29 protein-coding genes are annotated in these 17,804 nt (G+C 66.8%); all 29 read right to left on the reverse strand.

Going from position 1 to position 17,804, the window contains the following annotated elements:
* Nucleotides 1-53 precede the first annotated feature (53 nt).
* The 29 genes from rpsD to rpsL all read right to left on the reverse strand — a co-directional run bounded on the left by rpsD (nucleotide 54) and on the right by rpsL (nucleotide 17,583).
* Nucleotides 54-689, reverse strand: a complete 636-nt coding sequence (gene rpsD, locus D0Y53_RS10950; RefSeq protein WP_117203365.1) for a 30S ribosomal protein S4 — start codon at nucleotides 687-689, stop codon at nucleotides 54-56.
* A 14-nt stretch (nucleotides 690-703) separates the two neighbouring features.
* Nucleotides 704-1,096, reverse strand: coding sequence for a 30S ribosomal protein S11 (gene rpsK / locus D0Y53_RS10955; RefSeq protein ID WP_117203366.1), 393 nt, complete (start codon nucleotides 1,094-1,096; stop codon nucleotides 704-706).
* A 9-nt stretch (nucleotides 1,097-1,105) separates the two neighbouring features.
* Nucleotides 1,106-1,462 carry a 30S ribosomal protein S13 gene (gene rpsM, locus D0Y53_RS10960; RefSeq protein ID WP_117203367.1) on the reverse strand — a complete coding sequence of 119 codons (357 nt, stop codon included), beginning with the start codon at nucleotides 1,460-1,462 and terminating at the stop codon, nucleotides 1,106-1,108.
* 384 nt (nucleotides 1,463-1,846) lie between these two features.
* Nucleotides 1,847-3,193, reverse strand: coding sequence for a preprotein translocase subunit SecY (secY, locus tag D0Y53_RS10965; RefSeq protein ID WP_117203368.1), 1,347 nt, complete (start codon nucleotides 3,191-3,193; stop codon nucleotides 1,847-1,849).
* A gap of 7 nt (nucleotides 3,194-3,200) precedes the next feature.
* Nucleotides 3,201-3,659, reverse strand: coding sequence for a 50S ribosomal protein L15 (gene rplO, locus D0Y53_RS10970; protein ID WP_199492055.1), 459 nt, complete (start codon nucleotides 3,657-3,659; stop codon nucleotides 3,201-3,203).
* Nucleotides 3,659-3,868, reverse strand: coding sequence for a 50S ribosomal protein L30 (gene rpmD, locus D0Y53_RS10975; RefSeq protein WP_117203370.1), 210 nt, complete (start codon nucleotides 3,866-3,868; stop codon nucleotides 3,659-3,661). The genes rplO and rpmD overlap by 1 nt, the downstream gene beginning before the upstream one ends.
* A complete protein-coding gene (gene rpsE / locus D0Y53_RS10980; RefSeq protein WP_117203371.1) occupies nucleotides 3,861-4,400 on the reverse strand; it encodes a 30S ribosomal protein S5 in 540 nt (179 codons plus the stop codon). Before rpsE ends, rpmD begins: the two co-directional genes overlap by 8 nt.
* Before the next feature lie 133 nt (nucleotides 4,401-4,533).
* Nucleotides 4,534-4,887: a 50S ribosomal protein L18 gene (gene rplR / locus D0Y53_RS10985; protein WP_117203372.1), complete on the reverse strand. Its 354-nt coding sequence runs from the start codon at nucleotides 4,885-4,887 to the stop codon at nucleotides 4,534-4,536.
* A 75-nt stretch (nucleotides 4,888-4,962) separates the two neighbouring features.
* Nucleotides 4,963-5,490 (reverse strand): 50S ribosomal protein L6, encoded by a 528-nt coding sequence (gene rplF / locus D0Y53_RS10990; protein ID WP_117203373.1) that lies wholly within the window; start codon nucleotides 5,488-5,490, stop codon nucleotides 4,963-4,965.
* 13 nt (nucleotides 5,491-5,503) lie between these two features.
* Nucleotides 5,504-5,899 carry a 30S ribosomal protein S8 gene (gene rpsH / locus D0Y53_RS10995; protein WP_117203374.1) on the reverse strand — a complete coding sequence of 132 codons (396 nt, stop codon included), beginning with the start codon at nucleotides 5,897-5,899 and terminating at the stop codon, nucleotides 5,504-5,506.
* 89 nt (nucleotides 5,900-5,988) lie between these two features.
* Nucleotides 5,989-6,294 carry a 30S ribosomal protein S14 gene (gene rpsN / locus D0Y53_RS11000; protein ID WP_117203375.1) on the reverse strand — a complete coding sequence of 102 codons (306 nt, stop codon included), beginning with the start codon at nucleotides 6,292-6,294 and terminating at the stop codon, nucleotides 5,989-5,991.
* A 16-nt stretch (nucleotides 6,295-6,310) separates the two neighbouring features.
* Nucleotides 6,311-6,853, reverse strand: a complete 543-nt coding sequence (rplE, locus tag D0Y53_RS11005) for a 50S ribosomal protein L5 (RefSeq protein ID WP_117203376.1) — start codon at nucleotides 6,851-6,853, stop codon at nucleotides 6,311-6,313.
* Nucleotides 6,854-6,864: 11 nt separating this feature from the next.
* Nucleotides 6,865-7,179 carry a 50S ribosomal protein L24 gene (rplX, locus tag D0Y53_RS11010; protein ID WP_117203377.1) on the reverse strand — a complete coding sequence of 105 codons (315 nt, stop codon included), beginning with the start codon at nucleotides 7,177-7,179 and terminating at the stop codon, nucleotides 6,865-6,867.
* Between the two features lie 14 nt (nucleotides 7,180-7,193).
* Nucleotides 7,194-7,562: a 50S ribosomal protein L14 gene (gene rplN / locus D0Y53_RS11015; protein WP_027080643.1), complete on the reverse strand. Its 369-nt coding sequence runs from the start codon at nucleotides 7,560-7,562 to the stop codon at nucleotides 7,194-7,196.
* A gap of 13 nt (nucleotides 7,563-7,575) precedes the next feature.
* On the reverse strand, nucleotides 7,576-7,842 hold the full coding sequence (gene rpsQ / locus D0Y53_RS11020) for a 30S ribosomal protein S17 (protein ID WP_117203423.1): 267 nt from the start codon (nucleotides 7,840-7,842) through the stop codon (nucleotides 7,576-7,578).
* Between the two features lie 12 nt (nucleotides 7,843-7,854).
* Nucleotides 7,855-8,040: a 50S ribosomal protein L29 gene (gene rpmC / locus D0Y53_RS11025; RefSeq protein ID WP_117203378.1), complete on the reverse strand. Its 186-nt coding sequence runs from the start codon at nucleotides 8,038-8,040 to the stop codon at nucleotides 7,855-7,857.
* Nucleotides 8,040-8,453, reverse strand: coding sequence for a 50S ribosomal protein L16 (rplP, locus tag D0Y53_RS11030; RefSeq protein ID WP_117203379.1), 414 nt, complete (start codon nucleotides 8,451-8,453; stop codon nucleotides 8,040-8,042). The genes rpmC and rplP overlap by 1 nt, the downstream gene beginning before the upstream one ends.
* A gap of 3 nt (nucleotides 8,454-8,456) precedes the next feature.
* Nucleotides 8,457-9,191, reverse strand: coding sequence for a 30S ribosomal protein S3 (gene rpsC, locus D0Y53_RS11035; RefSeq protein WP_117203380.1), 735 nt, complete (start codon nucleotides 9,189-9,191; stop codon nucleotides 8,457-8,459).
* A gap of 2 nt (nucleotides 9,192-9,193) precedes the next feature.
* Complete coding sequence (gene rplV, locus D0Y53_RS11040; RefSeq protein ID WP_117203381.1) at nucleotides 9,194-9,529, reverse strand: 50S ribosomal protein L22; 336 nt, start codon at nucleotides 9,527-9,529, stop codon at nucleotides 9,194-9,196.
* A 10-nt stretch (nucleotides 9,530-9,539) separates the two neighbouring features.
* Nucleotides 9,540-9,809 (reverse strand): 30S ribosomal protein S19, encoded by a 270-nt coding sequence (gene rpsS / locus D0Y53_RS11045; protein ID WP_117203382.1) that lies wholly within the window; start codon nucleotides 9,807-9,809, stop codon nucleotides 9,540-9,542.
* Nucleotides 9,810-9,815: 6 nt separating this feature from the next.
* Nucleotides 9,816-10,643 carry a 50S ribosomal protein L2 gene (rplB, locus tag D0Y53_RS11050; protein WP_117203383.1) on the reverse strand — a complete coding sequence of 276 codons (828 nt, stop codon included), beginning with the start codon at nucleotides 10,641-10,643 and terminating at the stop codon, nucleotides 9,816-9,818.
* Nucleotides 10,644-10,653: 10 nt separating this feature from the next.
* Nucleotides 10,654-10,983 carry a 50S ribosomal protein L23 gene (gene rplW / locus D0Y53_RS11055; protein WP_117203384.1) on the reverse strand — a complete coding sequence of 110 codons (330 nt, stop codon included), beginning with the start codon at nucleotides 10,981-10,983 and terminating at the stop codon, nucleotides 10,654-10,656.
* A complete protein-coding gene (rplD, locus tag D0Y53_RS11060) occupies nucleotides 10,980-11,582 on the reverse strand; it encodes a 50S ribosomal protein L4 (RefSeq protein ID WP_117203424.1) in 603 nt (200 codons plus the stop codon). Before rplD ends, rplW begins: the two co-directional genes overlap by 4 nt.
* A gap of 12 nt (nucleotides 11,583-11,594) precedes the next feature.
* Complete coding sequence (gene rplC / locus D0Y53_RS11065; RefSeq protein ID WP_117203385.1) at nucleotides 11,595-12,248, reverse strand: 50S ribosomal protein L3; 654 nt, start codon at nucleotides 12,246-12,248, stop codon at nucleotides 11,595-11,597.
* A 10-nt stretch (nucleotides 12,249-12,258) separates the two neighbouring features.
* On the reverse strand, nucleotides 12,259-12,570 hold the full coding sequence (rpsJ, locus tag D0Y53_RS11070) for a 30S ribosomal protein S10 (protein ID WP_005408208.1): 312 nt from the start codon (nucleotides 12,568-12,570) through the stop codon (nucleotides 12,259-12,261).
* Between the two features lie 541 nt (nucleotides 12,571-13,111).
* A complete protein-coding gene (gene tuf / locus D0Y53_RS11075) occupies nucleotides 13,112-14,302 on the reverse strand; it encodes an elongation factor Tu (RefSeq protein ID WP_117203386.1) in 1,191 nt (396 codons plus the stop codon).
* Nucleotides 14,303-14,405: 103 nt separating this feature from the next.
* Nucleotides 14,406-16,496 (reverse strand): elongation factor G, encoded by a 2,091-nt coding sequence (gene fusA, locus D0Y53_RS11080; protein ID WP_117203387.1) that lies wholly within the window; start codon nucleotides 16,494-16,496, stop codon nucleotides 14,406-14,408.
* 155 nt (nucleotides 16,497-16,651) lie between these two features.
* On the reverse strand, nucleotides 16,652-17,119 hold the full coding sequence (gene rpsG, locus D0Y53_RS11085; RefSeq protein WP_117203388.1) for a 30S ribosomal protein S7: 468 nt from the start codon (nucleotides 17,117-17,119) through the stop codon (nucleotides 16,652-16,654).
* An 89-nt stretch (nucleotides 17,120-17,208) separates the two neighbouring features.
* Nucleotides 17,209-17,583, reverse strand: a complete 375-nt coding sequence (rpsL, locus tag D0Y53_RS11090) for a 30S ribosomal protein S12 (protein ID WP_117203389.1) — start codon at nucleotides 17,581-17,583, stop codon at nucleotides 17,209-17,211.
* Between the last annotated feature and the right edge of the window lie 221 nt (nucleotides 17,584-17,804).

Below are 17,804 nucleotides of genomic sequence, written 5' to 3' on the forward strand. Positions count from 1 at the left end.
GATGTCTCGAGGCGACCCCGGATGCCGATAGACACCCGGGAGCGCCGGTCTGGTTACTTGGAATACAGCTCGACGATCAGCGCCTCGTTGATGTCGGCCGGCAGGTCGGCGCGATCCGGCACCGCCTTGAACACGCCGGCGAACTTCTTGGCGTCGACCTCGATCCAGGACGGCGACAGGTCCATCTGCGAGGACACGGTCAGCGATTCCTGCACGCGCAACTGCTTCTGCGCGCGCTCGGACAACGCGATCGCGTCGCCGGCCTTGACCTGGTAGGACGGCAGGTTGACCGGCTTGCCGTTGACGGTGACGCCGCGGTGGCTGACCAGCTGGCGCGCCGCCGGGCGGGTGATGGCGAAGCCCATGCGGTAGACGACGTTGTCCAGACGGGTTTCCAGCAGCTGCAACAGGTTCTCGCCGGTGTTGCCCTTCCGGGTCGAGGCCTTCTTGTAGTAGTTGCGGAACTGGCGCTCCAGCAAGCCGTAGATACGCTTGACCTTCTGCTTCTCGCGCAGCTGGGTGGCGTAGTCGGAGAGCTTGCTGCGGCGGGCGCCGGTGCCGGCGCCGTGCTGGCCGGGCTTCTGCTCCAGCTTGCACTTGGAATCCAGCGCGCGGGCCGGCGACTTCAGGCCGAGGTCGGCGCCTTCGCGACGGGCGAGCTTGCAGGTGGGACCGATATAACGAGCCATCTCTTCTCAGCTCCTCAGACGCGACGCTTCTTCGGCGGACGGCACCCGTTGTGCGGGATCGGGGTCACGTCGATGATGTTGGTGATCTTGTAGCCGACGTTGTTCAGCGAACGCACGGCCGATTCGCGGCCCGGGCCCGGGCCCTTGATCCGCACTTCCAGCGACTTCACGCCGTAGTCGAGCGCGGCCTTGCCGGCCTTTTCGGCGGCGACCTGCGCGGCGAACGGGGTCGACTTGCGCGAGCCGCGGAAGCCGGCGCCGCCGGAGGTCGCCCACGACAGCGCGTTGCCCTGGCGGTCGCTGATGGTGACGATGGTGTTGTTGAAAGAAGCGTGGACGTGGGCGATGCCGTCGGTGACGACGCGCTTGATCTTCTTCTTGACTTTCGCAGCAGCTGGCTTGGCCATGTCGGTTCCTTACTTCTTGATGGCCTTGCGCGGACCCTTGCGGGTACGGGCGTTGGTCCGGGTGCGCTGGCCGCGCAGGGGCAGGCCGCGGCGGTGGCGCAGGCCGCGGTAGCAGGCCAGGTCCATCAGCCGCTTGATGGCCACGCCGACCTCGCGGCGCAGGTCGCCTTCGACGGCGAACTTGCCGATCTCCAGGCGCAGGCGCTCGACTTCCGGCTCCGACAGGTCGCGGATCTTGGTCGACGGCGCGACGCCGGCGGCCTCGCAGACCTGCCTGGAACGGGTACGGCCGATGCCGTAGATGCTTTGCAGCCCGACCCAGACGTGCTTCTGGGCAGGCAGGTTGACGCCGGCAATACGCGCCATGACGCGGTCTCCAAACTGGTTGGCGGCCGGATGGGTCACACCCGGCGGAGTGAATCGAAAATTCTAACAGGGTCTCGGGTTCACAGGAAGCCTCGGAAGCCGGGGCTTCCGCGACTCCGGCATGGGGAGTGTGCCCATGCTCCGGCGACGGTCCCGGGCTGGCCGGAGCGGGCGGCGAACCGCCCTATCCGGCCCCGCGCGCTACTCCGGCGCGCGGATCGGCCCCGGACCACCCGCGCGCGAGACCGCCGCCCGGGTCGCCCATCTTGCCGGTCCGCGCATAGGTCGGTCCGGCGGGTATTGCATGCCCTCCATGGCGCTGGCGCCGGACTCCGGGGAGTCCGGCCCGGCCGGCCGTGGCCGGGCGGTCGAAGCGGTGCCGCGCTAGCGTGCGCCCCCTCGCCCCTTCAGGTTCGCCTTCTTCAGCAGGCTGTCGTACTGGTGCGACATCAGGTGCGCCTGGATCTGCGCGATGAAGTCCATCACCACCACCACCACGATCAGCAGCGAGGTGCCGCCGAAATAGAACGAGGCACCCAGTTCGGTCCGCATCAGGTCCGGCAGCAGGCAGACCGCCACCAGGTAGGCGGCGCCGACCGCCGTCAGCCGCGTCAGCACGCCGTCGACGTAGTCGGCGGTGGCCTTGCCGGGGCGGATGCCCGGGATCAGCGCACCGGACTTCTTCAGGTTGTCGGCGGTTTCCTGCGAGTTGAAGACCAGCGCAGTGTAGAAGAAGGTGAAACCGGCGATCAGCCCGCCGTACAGGAGCAGGTACAACGGCTCCCCCGGGGACAGCGCCTGGCTCGCCTTCTGCAGCCAGAGCGCCGAACCGGCCTGGCCGAACCAGGTCGAGGCCGTCGCCGGGAACATGATGATCGAGGAGGCGAAGATCGGCGGGATCACGCCCGACATGTTGAGCTTGAGCGGCAGGAACGAGGACTGGTTCATGTACGCGCTGCGGCCGCCCTGGCGGCGCGCGTAGTTGACCGTGATCCGGCGCTGCCCGCTTTCCACGAACACCACGAACCAGGTCACCGCCATCACGATCAGCCCGATCGAGATCACCGCCAGCGCGCTGATGTCGCCGTTGCGCGCCTGCTCGAGCGTGCCGAACACCGCCCCCGGCAGCCCGGCGACGATGCCGGCGAAGATGATCAGCGACACGCCGTTGCCAACGCCGCGCTCGGTCACCTGCTCGCCGACCCACATCAGGAACATGGTGCCGGCGGTCAGCGCCACCACCGCCGTCATCACGAAGCCCCAACCCGGGGCGTACACCACCGGGATGCCGTTGCTGGCGCCGGAGCTCTGCAGCGCGATGGCGATGCCCGCCGACTGGAAGATCGCCAGCGGGATCGAGCCCAGGCGCGACCACTGGGTGATCTTGCGGCGTCCGGATTCGCCTTCCTTCTGGATCGCCTTCAGGCTGGGCAGGACCTGCACCATCAGCTGCATGACGATCGAGGAGGAGATGTACGGAATCACGTTCAGCGCGAACAGGCTGAAGCGCGACAGGGCGCCGCCGGAGAACATGTTGAACATGTCCACGATGGTGCCTTCCTGCGACTCCATCAGCTGCAGCATCGCCTCCGGATTCACGCCCGGGACCGGGATGTAGCAGCCCAGGCGGTACACCAGCAGCGCACCGACCACGAACAGCAGGCGCTGGCGCAGTTCGGTGAACTTGCCGGCGCCGGCCAGCCCGGCCAATGCGTTAGCGCTGCGCGCCATGCGCGGCTTACTCCCCTGCTTCCGCGGCGGCGACGCGGCCGCCGGCCGCCTCGATCGCGGCCTTGGCGCCGGCGGTGGCCAGCACGCCCTTGAGCACGAACGACTTGCTGATCTCGCCCTTCTTCACGACCTTGGCCTGCCTGGCGCTGGCGGGGACCAGCTTGGCGGCGCGCAACGCGGCGAAATCGACCTCGCCCGCCGGCAGCGTATCCAGCCGGTACAGCAGCACTTCGGCGGTGTCGTGCTTCTTCAGCGAGGCGAAACCGATCTTCGGCAGGCGCCGCTGCATCGGCATCTGGCCGCCCTCGAAGCCGGGCTTGATCTTGCCCTTGCCCGAGCGCGCGAACGAACCCTTGTGACCGCGACCCGCGGTCTTGCCCAGGCCCGAACCGATGCCACGGCCCACGCGCTTGCGCTCCTGGCGCGCGCCGTCGGCCGGCTTGAGTGTATTGAGCTTCATGGTGATTACTCCTCAACCCGCACGAGGTAGTGGACCTTGTTGATCAGGCCGCGGACCTGCGGACTGTCCTTGAGTTCGCGCATGTCGTTGAGCTTGTTCAGGCCCAGAGCCTTCACAGACAGGCGATGGCGTGCCTGGGTTCCCCGCAGGCCCTTGACCAGCCGCACCTTGACGGTGCCGCTGCCCTGGGTGGCGCCGGTTTCCTTCTTAGCCATGCTGCAGGTCCTCCACCTTCTTGCCGCGCTTGGCCGCGATCCGGGCCGGCGAATGCATTTCGGTCAGCCCCTTGAGGGTGGCGCGCACCAGGTTGATCGGGTTGCGCGAGCCGGTGGCCTTGGCCAGCACGTTCTTCACGCCCACCGCCTCAAGCACGGCGCGCATGGCGCCGCCGGCGATCACGCCGGTACCTTCCGAGGCCGGCTGCATGTACACGTGCGCCGCGCCGTGACCGGACTTGACCGCGTGCCACAAGGTGCCGTTGTTGAGGTCGACGCGGGACATGCCGCGACGCGCCTGCTCCATCGACTTCTGGATTGCGACCGGCACTTCACGCGCCTTGCCGTAGCCGAAACCGACCTTGCCGTCGCCGTCGCCCACCACCGTCAGCGCGGTGAAGGTGAACTGGCGGCCGCCCTTGACCGTCTTGCTGACGCGGTTGACCGCGATCAGCTTCTCGATCATGCCGTCGTCCATTTCCTCGCGGTTGCGATCGCGATCGCGGCCCCGCGGTGCTCGTTCGTCTGCCATCTCGATGATTCCGTCTGTTGAGGGGTTTGCTTGCGGCGGAGCCGCTTATGGTTGTGGCGTGGTCCGGATGTGCCGGACACGACCAGAACTGGCCGTGCCGTCCGGTGCGGCCCGCACCGGCAGGTGACGCGAATCAGAACTGCAGGCCGCCCTCGCGCGCGGCATCGGCCAGCGCCTTGATGCGGCCGTGGTAGCGGTAGCCCGAGCGGTCGAAAGCGACCTTCTCGATGCCGGCGGCGCGTGCCTTCTGCGCGATCGCGGTGCCGACCTTGGCGGCGGCGTCGGCATTCTTGCCGTTCTTCAGGCCCTCGCGCACGTCGGCCTGGGTGGTGCTGGCCGCGGCCAGGACCTTCGAGCCGTCGGCGCTGAACACCTGTGCGTACAGATGCTGGCCGGTGCGCAGCACCGACAGGCGCGGCACGCCGAGTTCGCGGATGTGCGCGCGCGTGGACTTGGCGCGGCGCAGGCGGGCAATCTTCTTTTCCATGGTCTTCTGTCTCCGGAAGCTGAAGGTTCGAAAAGTCCGCGCATGGCTGTGCGGGCTCTTGCGGAAGGATCCGCGTTATGCCTTCTTGGCTTCCTTGCGGATGATGTTCTCGCCGGCGTACTTGACGCCCTTGCCCTTGTACGGCTCCGGCGGTCGGAAGCCGCGGATCTTGGCCGCGACTTCGCCGACGCGTTGCTTGTCGGCCCCGCTGACCACGATCTCGGTCTGGGTCGGGGTGGTGATGGTGATGCCCTCGGGCGCCGGGAACAGCACCGGGTGCGAGAAGCCCAGCGACAGGTTCAGGTCCTTGCCCTGCATCGCGGCGCGGTAGCCGACGCCGACCAGCTCGAGCTTGCGCTCGAAACCGGCGGAAACGCCCTGCACCATGTTGGCCAGAATCGCGCGCAGGGTGCCCGCCATCGGCACCCACATCGGGTCGGCGGCGGAGAGCACGGCGTGGCCGTCCTCGACCTTGACCTCGACGCCCTCTGGCTTGGCGATCGACAGCGTGCCCTTCGGGCCCTTGACGCCGATCCTGTCGGCCTGGATGTTCAGCTCGACGCCCTTGGCGAGGGCGATCGGCTTCTTGGCTACACGAGACATGTTCGCTGCTCCCTTAGGCCACGAAGCACAGGACTTCGCCGCCGACGCCCTGCTGGCGCGCCTGCGCATCGGTCATGATGCCCTTGGAGGTGGAGATGATGGCGACGCCGAGGCCGCCCAGCACCTTGGGCAGCGCGTCCTTGCCGCGGTACTGGCGCAGGCCCGAACGCGAGACGCGATGCAGGCGCTCGATCACCGGCTTGCCCTCGTAGTACTTCAGCACGATCTCGAGCTCGGCCTTGGCACCGTCCTCGGTCACGTGCGCGCCGGCGATGTAGCCTTCGTCCTGGAGGACCTTGGCGATCGCGACCTTGGTCTTGGACGACGGCATCTTCACCGTCGGCTTGCCGACCGCCGCCGCATTCCTGATGCGGACCAGCATGTCGGCGATGGGATCAGTCATGCTCATTGAATGTCACCTTTGAGTGCACCGATATCCGCGGAATTGCGAATTCGTGGAACCGCGACGGCAATTGCCGTCGCGGGCGGAGCCTTTGCTTACCAGCTGGCCTTGCGCAGGCCCGGGACGTCGCCGCGCATGGTCGCTTCGCGCAGCTTGTTGCGGCCGAGGCCGAACTTGCTGTACACGCCGCGCGGACGGCCGGTCAGGGCGCAACGGGTGGTCTGGCGGCTGGCGGAGGAATCGCGCGGCAGCTTCTGCAGCTTGACCGCGGCGTCCATCTTCTCCTCGTAGCTCGCCGTCCGGCTGCTGATGACCTGCTTGAGCGACTCGCGCCGGGCAGCGTACTTCTTCGCCAGCTTCGCGCGCTTCGTCTCGCGGTTGACCATGGAGGTCTTTGCCATTTGTCTGTCCTGTCGATCAGTTGCGGAACGGGAACCGGAAGGCCTCGAGCAGGGCCTTGGCTTCCTCGTTGGTACGGGCGGTGGTGGTGATGGCGATATCCATGCCGCGGAGCGCGTCGACCTGGTCGAAGTCGATCTCCGGGAAGATGATCTGCTCCTTCACGCCCATGTTGTAGTTGCCGCGGCCGTCGAACGCGCGGCCCGACACGCCGCGGAAGTCGCGCACGCGCGGCAGCGAGACGTTGATCAGGCGATCCAGGAACTCGTACATCTTCGCGCGGCGCAGCGTCACCTTGCAGCCGATCGGCCAGCCGTCGCGGATCTTGAACGAGGCCACCGAGACGCGCGACTTGGTGACCACCGGCTTCTGGCCGGCGATCTTGGCCATGTCGGCGGTCGCGTTTTCGAGGATCTTCTTGTTGGTCGCGGCCTCGCCCACGCCCATGTTGAGCGTGATCTTGGACAGGCGCGGGACCTGCATCGGGTTGGTGTAGCCGAACTTCTGCATCAGCTTCGGCACCACTTCCTGCTTGTAGAACTCTTCCAATCGGCTGGTCATTGCTGCATTCCTCAGGCGTCGATCGCCTCACCGCTGGAGCGGAACACACGCAGTTTGCGTCCATCCTCCAGCACCTTGGTACCGATGCGCTCGCCCTTGCCCGAGGCAGGATTGAACAGCATCACGTTCGAAACATGGATCGGCGCCTCGCGCTCGATCACCCCGCCAGGCTGGTTGGCCTGGGGGTTGGGCTTGGTATGGCGCTTGACGATGTTGACGTTGGACACGACGACCTTGTCGCCGGCCACGCGCACGACGTCGCCGCGCTTGCCCTTGTCCTTGCCTGCGGTGACGACCACGTGGTCGCCCTTCTTGATGCGATTCATCTGCGTTCCTCCGCTCAGAGCACTTCAGGTGCGAGCGAGACGATCTTCATGAACTTCTCGGAGCGCAGCTCGCGGGTCACGGGCCCGAAGATGCGCGTGCCGATCGGCTCGTGCTTGTTGTTGAGCAGCACCGCGGCGTTGCCGTCGAAGCGGATCAGCGAACCGTCGGCGCGGCGCACGCCCTTGCGGGTGCGCACCACCACGGCGTCGTAGACCTCGCCCTTCTTGACCTTGCCGCGCGGGATCGCATCCTTGATCGACACCTTGATGATGTCGCCGATGCCGGCGTAACGGCGCTTGGAGCCGCCGAGCACCTTGATGCACATGACTTCCTTGGCGCCCGAATTGTCGGCCACGTCGAGGTGGCTCTGCATCTGGATCATTGCCGGGCCCTCCTTATTCAGCCGCGCGGACGAGGATCTCGACCACGCGCCAGTTCTTGGTCTTGGACATCGGCGCGCACTCGGCCACGCGCACCATGTCGCCGGTGTTGCAGGCGTTGTCGGCGTCGTGGGCGTGCAGCTTGGTCGAGCGGCGGACGTACTTGCCGTACAACGCGTGCTTGACCTGGCGCTCGACGAGCACCGTCACCGTCTTGTCCATCTTGTTGCTGACCACGCGGCCTTCGACCGTGTGCAGCTTCTTCCCGTTGTTTTCCGTCATGTCGGCCATTCCTTACTTCTGCTGGCCAAGCAGGGTGTTGACGCGCGCGATTTCGCGGCGCACCCGGCGGGCCTCGTGGGTCTTGGCGAGCTGGCCGGTGGCCTTCTGCATGCGCAGGGAGAACTGCTCCTTGTGCAGCTCGACCAGGTGGGCCTTGAGCTCGTCAGCCGACTTCTGACGCATCTGCTTGAGTTCCATCAGCGCACCGTCCGGGACACGAAAGTGGTGGTCACCGAAAGCTTGGCCGCGGCCAGGCGGAACGCCTCGCGCGCGGTGGCCTCGTCGACGCCCTCGATCTCGTAGATCATGCGGCCGGGCTGGATCTGCGCGACCCAGTACTCGACGTTGCCCTTGCCCGAGCCCATGCGGACCTCGATCGGCTTCTTGGTGATCGGCTTGTCGGGAAACACGCGGATCCACATCTTGCCGCCGCGCTTGACGTAGCGGCTGATGGAACGGCGCGCGGCCTCGATCTGGCGCGCGGTGAGCTGGCCGGTGGCGGTCGCCTTCAGCCCGTACTCGCCGAAGCTGACGGCGTTGCCGTTCCAGGACAGGCCGTCGTTGCGGCCCTTGTGCATCTTGCGGAATTTGGTTCGCTTGGGTTGCAACATGGCTTATTCCCTCGCCTCGCGGTCACGACGCGGCGCACGCGGACGGTCGCTGCGGTCAGGGCGATCGCCGCGCGGCGCATCGTCCTGCTTCTCCTGGCCCACCTGGGAGAAATCGAAGATCTCGCCCTTGTAGACCCACACCTTGATGCCGATGATGCCGTAGGTGGTACGGGCCTCGGCGAAACCGTAGTCGACGTCGGCGCGCAGCGTGTGCAGCGGCACGCGACCCTCGCGGTACCACTCCGAGCGCGCGATCTCGGCGCCGTTGAGGCGGCCGGCGACGTTGACCTTGATGCCCAGCGCGCCCAGGCGCATGGCGTTGCCGACCGCGCGCTTCATCGCGCGGCGGAACATGATGCGGCGCTCCAGCTGCTGCGCGATCGACTCGGCGACCAGTTGCGCGTCGAGCTCGGGCTTGCGCACCTCGGTGACGTTGATGTGCGCCGGAACGCCCATCAGGTCGCTGACTTCCTTGCGCAGCTTCTCGATGTCCTCGCCGCGCTTGCCGATCACCACGCCCGGGCGGGCGGTGTGGATGGTGACGCGCGCGGTCTTGGCCGGGCGCTCGATCAGGATCTTGCTGATCCCGGCGGCGGCCAGCTTCTTGCGCAGCATCTCGCGGACCTTGAGGTCGGCGGCGAGGTAGCCGGCGTATTCCTTCTTGCCGGCGAACCACTTGGAGTTCCAGTCCTTGGAGATGCCAAGGCGGATACCGGTCGGATGAACTTTGTGACCCATGATTACTTGCCCTCGCCGACGACGACGGTGATGTGGCTGGTGCGCTTGAGGATGCGCGTGCCGCGGCCTTTCGCCCGCGCCATGAAGCGCTTCAGCGTCGGGCCCTCGTCGACCATGATGGTGGTGACCTTGAGCTCGTCGACATCGGCGCCCTGGTTGTTCTCCGCGTTGGCGATCGCCGACTCGACGACCTTGCGGATCATGTGGGCGGCTTTCTTGTCGGAGAACTTGAGCAGGTTGACGGCGCGCTCGGCCGACAGCCCGCGCACCTGGTCGGCGACCAGGCGGGCCTTCTGGGGAGAGATGCGCGCGGTGCGCAGGATTGCCTTCGCTTCCATTGCCATCTCCTTACTTCCCGGCCTTCTTGTCGCCGCCATGGCCCTTGAACGTGCGGGTCATGGCGAACTCGCCGAGCTTGTGCCCGACCATGTTCTCGTTGACCAGCACCGGGATGTGGTTCTTGCCGTTGTGGATGGCGATGGTGAAGCCGACCATTTCCGGCATCACCATCGAGCGGCGCGACCATGTCTTGATCGGCTTCTTGCTGCTGCCCGCGGTCTCCACCTTCTTCATCAGGTGGTGGTCGACGAACGGGCCCTTCTTCAGTGAACGTGCCATGGCCGATTAGCTCCTGCGATCGCGCACGATGAACTGCTGGGTGCGCTTGTTCTTGCGGGTCTTGTAACCCTTGGTCGGGACGCCCCACGGGGTGACCGGATGCGGGTTGCCCTGGCCGGCCTTGGCCTCGCCGCCGCCGTGCGGGTGGTCGACCGGGTTCATGGCGGCGCCGCGCACGGTCGGCTTGATGCCGAGCCAGCGCCTGGCGCCGGCCTTGCCGAGCTTCTCCAGGTTGTGCTCGTCGTTGCCGACTTCGCCGATGGTGGCGCGGCACTCGGACGGCACCTTGCGCATCTCGCCCGAGCGCAGGCGCAGCATCGCGTAGACGCCCTCGCGGGCGACCAGCTGCACGCCGGCGCCGGCGGCACGCGCGATCTGCGCGCCCTTGCCGGGCTTCATCTCGATGCAGTGCACGGTGGAGCCGACCGGGATGTTGCGCAGCGGCAGGGTGTTGCCGACCTTGATCGGCGCGTCGGAACCCGCGATCACCTGCTCGCCGGCCTTCAGGCCCTTGGGCGCGATGATGTAGCGGCGCTCGCCGTCGACGTAGCACAGCAGCGCGATGTGCGCGGTGCGGTTGGGGTCGTACTCGATCCGCTCCACGCGCGCCGGGATGCCTTCCTTGTCGCGCTTGAAGTCGATGATCCGGTAGTGCTGCTTGTGGCCGCCGCCGATGTGGCGGGTGGTGATGCGGCCATGGTGGTTGCGGCCGCCGGTCCTGCCCTGCTTCTCCAGCAGCGGGGCATGCGGCTCGCCCTTGTGCAGGCCCGGCGTGACCACGCGCACCGCGCTGCGGCGGCCGGCGGAAGTGGGTTTGAAGGTCATCAATGCCATGGATCGTTCCTCAGGCCTTGGCCATCACGTCGATCGACTGGCCTTCGGCCAGCTTCACGTACGCCTTGCGCCAGTCGCCGCGGCGGCCGGAGCGGTTCTTGAAGGCCTTGTTCTTGCCCTTCACGTTGACCACGTTGACCGCATCGACCTTGACGTCGAACAGCTTCTCGACCGCGACCTTGATGTCGGCCTTGGTCGCGTCGGTGGCCACTTCGAAGACGTATTGGTTGGAGACTTCCTGCAGGCGCGCGGTCTTCTCGGACACGCGCGGCGCACGGATGATGCTGTAGAGCTTGCTGGCGGCGAGCTCGCGCGCCGCGCCGCTGGTAGCGCTGTTCATGCCAGCCACTCCTCGATCTTCTTGACTGCCTGGGACGTGATCACGACCGAATCGGCGCCGACCAGCGCGACCGGGTCCAGGCCCTGCACGTCGCGCACTTCCACGTAGGGAAGGTTGCGCGCCGACAGGTACAGGGATTCGGAGGCTTCCTCGGTGACGATCAGCGGGCGCTGGCCGACGTTGAGATCCTTCAGCTTCGAGACCAGTCCGGACGTCTTCGGTGCGTCGACGTCGAAATTCTCGACCACCGTGATCCGTCCCTGGCGATTGAGCTCGGACAGGATCGCGGAGATCGCGGCGCGGTACATCTTGCGGTTCACCTTCTGCGCGAAGCTGCGCGGCTTGGCCGCGAAGGTCACGCCGCCGCCGACGAAGATCGGCGCGGTCAGCGCGCCGTGGCGGGCGCCGCCGCCCTTCTGCTTCTTCGACTTCTTGGTGGTGCCGCTGACTTCCGAGCGCGTCTTCTGCGCCTTGGTGCCGGCGCGGCCCGCGTTGCGGTAGGCGACGACGACCTGGTGGACCAGGTCCTGGCTGAACTCACGGCCGAAGACCGCGTCGGACACCGACAGCGTCTTGCCGTTGTTGATGGCGAGTTCCATCGTCATCTCTCCTTAAACCTTGCTCGACGGGCGCACGATCACGTCGCCGCCGGGCGCGCCCGGCACTGCGCCGCGGATCGCGATCAGGCCGCGTTCGGCATCGACCTTGACCACCTGCAGGCGCTGCGTGCTCTGCCGCACCGCGCCCATGTGGCCGGCCATCTTCTTGCCCGGGAACACGCGCCCCGGGGTCTGGCGCTGGCCGATCGAGCCCGGCGCACGGTGCGACAGCGAGTTGCCGTGGGTGGCGTCGCCCATGCGGAAGTTCCAGCGCTTGATCGTGCCCTGGAAGCCCTTGCCCTTGGTCACGCCCTGGACGTCGACGATCTGGCCGGCCTCGAAGATGTCGGCGCGGATCTCGCCGCCCACCTGGAAGTCGCCGATCCGGTCGTCGGCCACGCGCAGTTCCCACAGGCCGCGGCCGGCCTCGACCTTGGCCTTGGCCAGGTGGCCGGCCTCGGGCTTGTTGACCAGTGCGGCGCGCCTGGCGCCGACGGCGACCTGGACGGCGCTGTAACCGTCGCTCTCGACGGTCTTGATCTGGGTGATGCGGTTGGGGGTCGCCTCGATCAGGGTCACCGGCACGGACTTGCCGTCCTCGGTGAACAGGCGGCTCATGCCGGCCTTGCGGCCGACGATGCCCAACGAATGCTTCTTCGCGGTCATGGCGGGGCCCTCAGGTCAGCTTGATCTGGACGTCGACGCCGGCCGCGAGCTCGAGCTTCATCAGCGCGTCCACGGTCTTGTCGTTGGGGTCGACGATGTCGAGCACGCGCTTGTGCGTGCGGGTTTCGTACTGGTCGCGCGCGTCCTTGTCGACGTGCGGCGACACCAGCACGGTGTAGCGCTCGATCTTGGTCGGCAGCGGGATCGGGCCGCGCACCTGCGCGCCGGTCCGCTTGGCCGTCTCGACGATCTCGCTGGCCGAACGGTCGATCAGGCGATGATCGAACGCCTTCAGCCGGATGCGAATCTTCTGGTCCGCCATGAGGAATTCCTCGAAGTAAAGAGCGAAGGCCGACGGCTGGGTGCGCCGAACCCGTGAACAACGGATGCTTGCGAATCAACGACTTGCCGGAGAAGCGAGAGCGTTCCCCGCCGGCCTTCCGGGCCGAAAAACGAGGCGGACCGGTTGCCCGGTCCGCCAGGTGGAAACTGCATACGCGCGTGCGGCCCCGTCAACGATGCCCCGAACTATCTTTCGGGACGGACGGAGCGCTGCCGCGCGGCATTTCCCTGCCTGGCGAAAACGAGGCGCCTCCTGCGCCTCATTTCGCTGATTGCGGCTCCCAGTTGGAAGCAAGGGCCGCGGAGCCGCACATTCTAGCCGGGGCAGGCAGAAATGCGCAAGCACATTTCTGCAGCCGCCGGCGATTTGCTGTCATGCCCTCGCGGGCCCGGCACCCGGGGACCTGCCTTCAGGCCGGCTCCCGGGTTCAGCTTGCCATCCGCCCGCCCTGTCCCACCGAAACGATCGGGGGGGCGGAAGCCCGGCAAGGCGTCCGCGCAGGCGCGGACGCCCCGTCGCATCACTTCAGGATCTTGGCCACCACCCCGGCGCCGACCGTGCGGCCGCCCTCGCGGATCGCGAACCGCAGACCCTCGTCCATCGCCACCGGGTTGATCAGCGACACCACCATCTTCACGTTGTCGCCCGGCATCACCATCTCCACGCCCTCCGGCAGCGTCACCGCACCGGTGATGTCCGTGGTCCGGAAGTAGAACTGCGGACGGTAACCCTTGAAGAACGGCGTGTGACGCCCGCCCTCGTCCTTGCTCAGCACGTACACCTCGGCCTCGAACTCGGTGTGCGGCGTGATCGTTCCCGGCTTGGCCAGCACCTGCCCGCGCTCCACCTCGTCGCGCTTGGTGCCGCGCAGCAACAGGCCCGCGTTGTCGCCCGCCTGCCCCTGGTCCAGCAGCTTGCGGAACATCTCCACGCCCGTCACCGTCGTCTTCACCGTCGGCCGGATGCCCACGATCTCGATCTCGTCGCCCACCTTCACGATGCCGCGCTCGATTCGGCCCGTCACCACCGTGCCACGACCGGAAATCGAGAACACGTCTTCCACCGGCATCAGGAACGGCTTGTCCACGTCGCGCTGCGGCTCCGGAATCCAGCTGTCCAGCGCTTCCACCAGCTTCAGGATCGACGGCACCCCGATCTCCGACTGGTCGCCTTCCAGCGCCTTCAGCGCCGAACCCTTGATGATCGGCGTGTCGTCGCCCGGGAACTCGTACTTGCTCAGCAGCTCGCGGACTTCCATCTCCACCAGCTCCATCAGCTCGGCGTCGTCCACCATGTCCGCCTTGTTCAGGTAGACCACGATGTACGGCACGCCCACCTGGCGGGCCAGCAGGATGTGCTCGCGCGTCTGCGGCATCGGGCCGTCCGCCGCCGAGCACACCAGGATCGCACCGTCCATCTGCGCCGCACCCGTGATCATGTTCTTCACGTAGTCCGCGTGCCCCGGGCAGTCCACGTGCGCGTAGTGCCGGCTCGGCGACTCGTACTCCACGTGCGAGGTCGAAATCGTGATCCCGCGCGCCTTCTCTTCCGGCGCCATGTCGATCTGGTCGTACGCCTTGAACTCGCCGCCGAAACGCTCCGCGCCCACCTTCGTCAGCGCCGCCGTCAGCGTCGTCTTGCCGTGGTCCACGTGGCCAATCGTGCCCACGTTCACGTGGGGCTTGGTGCGCTCGAACTTACCCTTTGCCATGGCTGTCTCTCTTTAGTGCAGTAATTCGGATTGGATTCGAAAAAAGTGGCTTCCGCAGTTCCGGGAGCCGATCGCCCGAGGCCCGGGCGTCGACGGCCCGGCCTCAGCTCTTCTTGATCACGGCTTCGGCGATGTTCGCCGGCGCTTCCGCGTAGTGGTCGAATTCCATGGTGAACGTGGCGCGGCCCTGCGACATCGAACGCAGGCTGGTCGCGTAGCCGAACATCTCGCCCAGCGGCAGCATGGCGTTGATGATCTTGCCCGACGGACTGTCGTCCTGGCCCTGCAGGATGCCGCGGCGGCGGCTGACGTCGCCCATCACGTCGCCGAGATAATCCTCGGGGGTGACGATCTCGACCTTCATGATCGGCTCCAGCAGCACCGGCGAGGCGCGGTTGAAGCCTTCCTTGAAGCCCATCGAGCCGGCGATCTTGAACGCCATTTCCGACGAGTCGACCTCGTGGTAGGAGCCGTCGACCAGGCGCACCTTGACGTCCACGATCGGGTAGCCGGCCATGATGCCGTTGGCCACCGCTTCCTGGATGCCCTTGTCCACCGCCGGGATGTATTCCTTCGGCACCACGCCGCCGACGATCGCGTTCTCGAACTCGTAGCCCTTGCCCTGCTCGTTCGGCGAGATCTCCAGCCAGACGTGGCCGAACTGGCCCTTGCCGCCCGACTGGCGCACGAACTTGCCTTCGGCCTTGACCGCCTTGCGGATGGTCTCGCGGTAGGCGACCTGCGGCTTGCCGACGTTGGCCTCGACGTTGAACTCGCGCTTCATGCGGTCGACGATGATGTCCAGGTGCAGCTCGCCCATGCCGGAAATGATGGTCTGGCCGGACTCCTCGTCGGTCTTGACGCGGAACGACGGGTCCTCCTGCGCCAGCCGGCCCAGTGCCAGGCCCATCTTTTCCTGGTCGGACTTGGTCTTGGGCTCGACCGCCATCGAGATCACCGGCTCCGGGAAGGTCATCCGCTCCAGGGTGATCACGTTGTCGACCGCGCACAGGGTGTCGCCGGTGGTGACGTCCTTCAGGCCCACGGCGGCGGCGATGTCGCCGGCGCGCACTTCCTTGATCTCGCTGCGCTCGTTGGAGTGCATCTGCAGGATGCGGCCGATCCGCTCCTTGCGCGACTTGACCGGGTTGTAGACCTGGTCGCCGGAATTGAGCACGCCCGAGTACACGCGGAAGAAGGTCAGCGAACCGACGAACGGGTCGGTCATGATCTTGAACGCCAGCGCCGAGAACGGCGCCTTGTCGGAAGACTCGCGGTGCGCCTCCTGCTCCTTCTCGTCGAGGCCCACGACCGGCGGCACGTCGACCGGCGACGGCAGCAACTGGATCACGCCGTCGAGCATGGCCTGCACGCCCTTGTTCTTGAACGCGGTGCCGCAGAAGACCGGCACGATCTCGGTCTTCAGGGTGCGCTCGCGCAGCCCGGCCAGGATTTCGTCCTCGCTGAGCTCGCCGCCCTCGAGGTACTTGTCCATCAGCGCTTCGTTGGCCTCGGCCGCGGCCTCGACCATGAACGCACGCGCCTCGGTGGCCTTGTCGAGAAGGTCTGCCGGGATCTCGCCGTATTCGAAAATCGTGCCCTGGGACGCGGTATCCCAGTGGATACGCTTCATCTTGACCAGGTCGATGACGCCGTCGAAGCCGTCCTCGGCGCCGACCGGCACCTGCATCGGCACCGGGTACGCACCCAGGCGCGACTTCAGCTGGCCGACGACCTTGTCGAAGTTGGCGCCGGTGCGGTCCATCTTGTTGACGAACGCCAGGCGCGGCACGTGGTACTTGTTGGCCTGGCGCCACACGGTCTCCGACTGCGGCTGCACGCCGCCGACCGCGCACAGCACGAACACCGCGCCGTCGAGCACGCGCAGCGAACGCTCGACCTCGATGGTGAAGTCGACGTGCCCGGGGGTGTCGATGATGTTGAAGCGATGCTGCGGCATGGACTTGTCCATGCCCGTCCAGAACGCGGTGGTGGCCGCCGACTGGATGGTGATGCCGCGCTCCTGCTCCTGCTCCATCCAGTCCATGGTCGCGGCGCCGTCGTGCACCTCGCCCAGCTTGTGGCTGACGCCGGTGTAGAACAGGATGCGCTCGGACGTGGTGGTCTTGCCGGCATCGATGTGGGCCATGATGCCGAAGTTGCGGTAACGCTCGATGGGAGTGGTGCGGGCCACGGTGGTGATCTCTTTTCGAATGGGTCGTCCGCACGCGGTGCGGGCTCATGCGATCGAATCGCAGTGGCCGCCTCGCGGCGGCCTCTTCTTGCAGCCGGGGCTGCTCGCCCCGCGCCGGTTGCGTCGCCACGGCTCCGTCGCCGGAGCGGCGGCGCTTACCAGCGGTAGTGCGCGAAGGCCTTGTTGGCTTCCGCCATGCGGTGGGTTTCTTCGCGCTTCTTGATCGCGCCGCCGCGGTTCTCGGCGGCGTCGAGCAGCTCGCCGGCGAGCTTGCGCGGCATGGTGTTCTCGCCGCGCTTGCGCGCCGAGTCGATCAGCCAGCGCATCGCCAGCGCCATGCGCCGCGACTGCCGCACTTCGACCGGCACCTGGTAGGTGGCGCCGCCGACGCGACGCGACTTGACCTCGACCGACGGGGAGATGTTGCCGAGCGCCTTCTCGACCACTTCCAGAGGATTCGGATTCTTCTCTCCGATCACGTCCATGGCGCCGTAGACGATCTTCTCGGCCACGGACTTCTTGCCGCTGTACATGACCATGTTGATGAAGCGCGCGATCGTCTCGCTGCCGTGCTTGGGGTCTGGCAGGACCGAGCGTTGCGGAGTGTTGCCTTTACGCGACATAGCTGATGCTCGCCTATCTCAAAATGCTTGTTTGGAAATGCGGCCACGAGTGGCCGCTCTCGCCGCTCCGGGCAGGCGCCCGGACGGACTCAACCCTTCGGACGCTTGGCGCCGTACTTGGAGCGGGCCTGCTTGCGCTTGGCCACGCCGGCGGCGTCGAGCGAACCGCGCACGGTGTGATAGCGCACGCCCGGCAGATCCTTGACGCGACCGCCGCGGATCAACACCACCGAGTGCTCCTGCAGGTTGTGGCCTTCGCCGCCGATGTAGGAGATGACCTCGTAACCGTTGGTCAGACGTACCTTGGCCACCTTGCGCAGCGCCGAGTTCGGCTTCTTCGGGGTGGTCGTGTAGACACGGGTGCAGACACCGCGACGCTGCGGGCAGTTCGCCAGCGCCGGCGAATTGCTCTTGTAGGTCTCGGGGTTGCGCGGCTTGCGCACCAGCTGGTTGATCGTTGCCATGCGTTGTTCGGGGCTCGATGGGGAGCGGCGCGGCCGTTTTGTCGGGAACCGGCATCCGCTGGTGAAAACGAAGCAGGCCGCATAAGTCGGCCTGCTCAGACGAAAAAGTATAGCCCGCGCCCGACGCTAGCGTCAACGCGGCCTATCGCCGGAACCCCCGGGGGACGGCCGTGGCCATCCACCCGGATTCCCTGATTTCCCGCCCTGCCCTGGGCCGAAGA

It is taken from the genome of Cognatiluteimonas weifangensis (assembly GCF_003416885.1).
In the GTDB taxonomy this organism is placed as follows: domain Bacteria; phylum Pseudomonadota; class Gammaproteobacteria; order Xanthomonadales; family Xanthomonadaceae; genus Cognatiluteimonas; species Cognatiluteimonas weifangensis.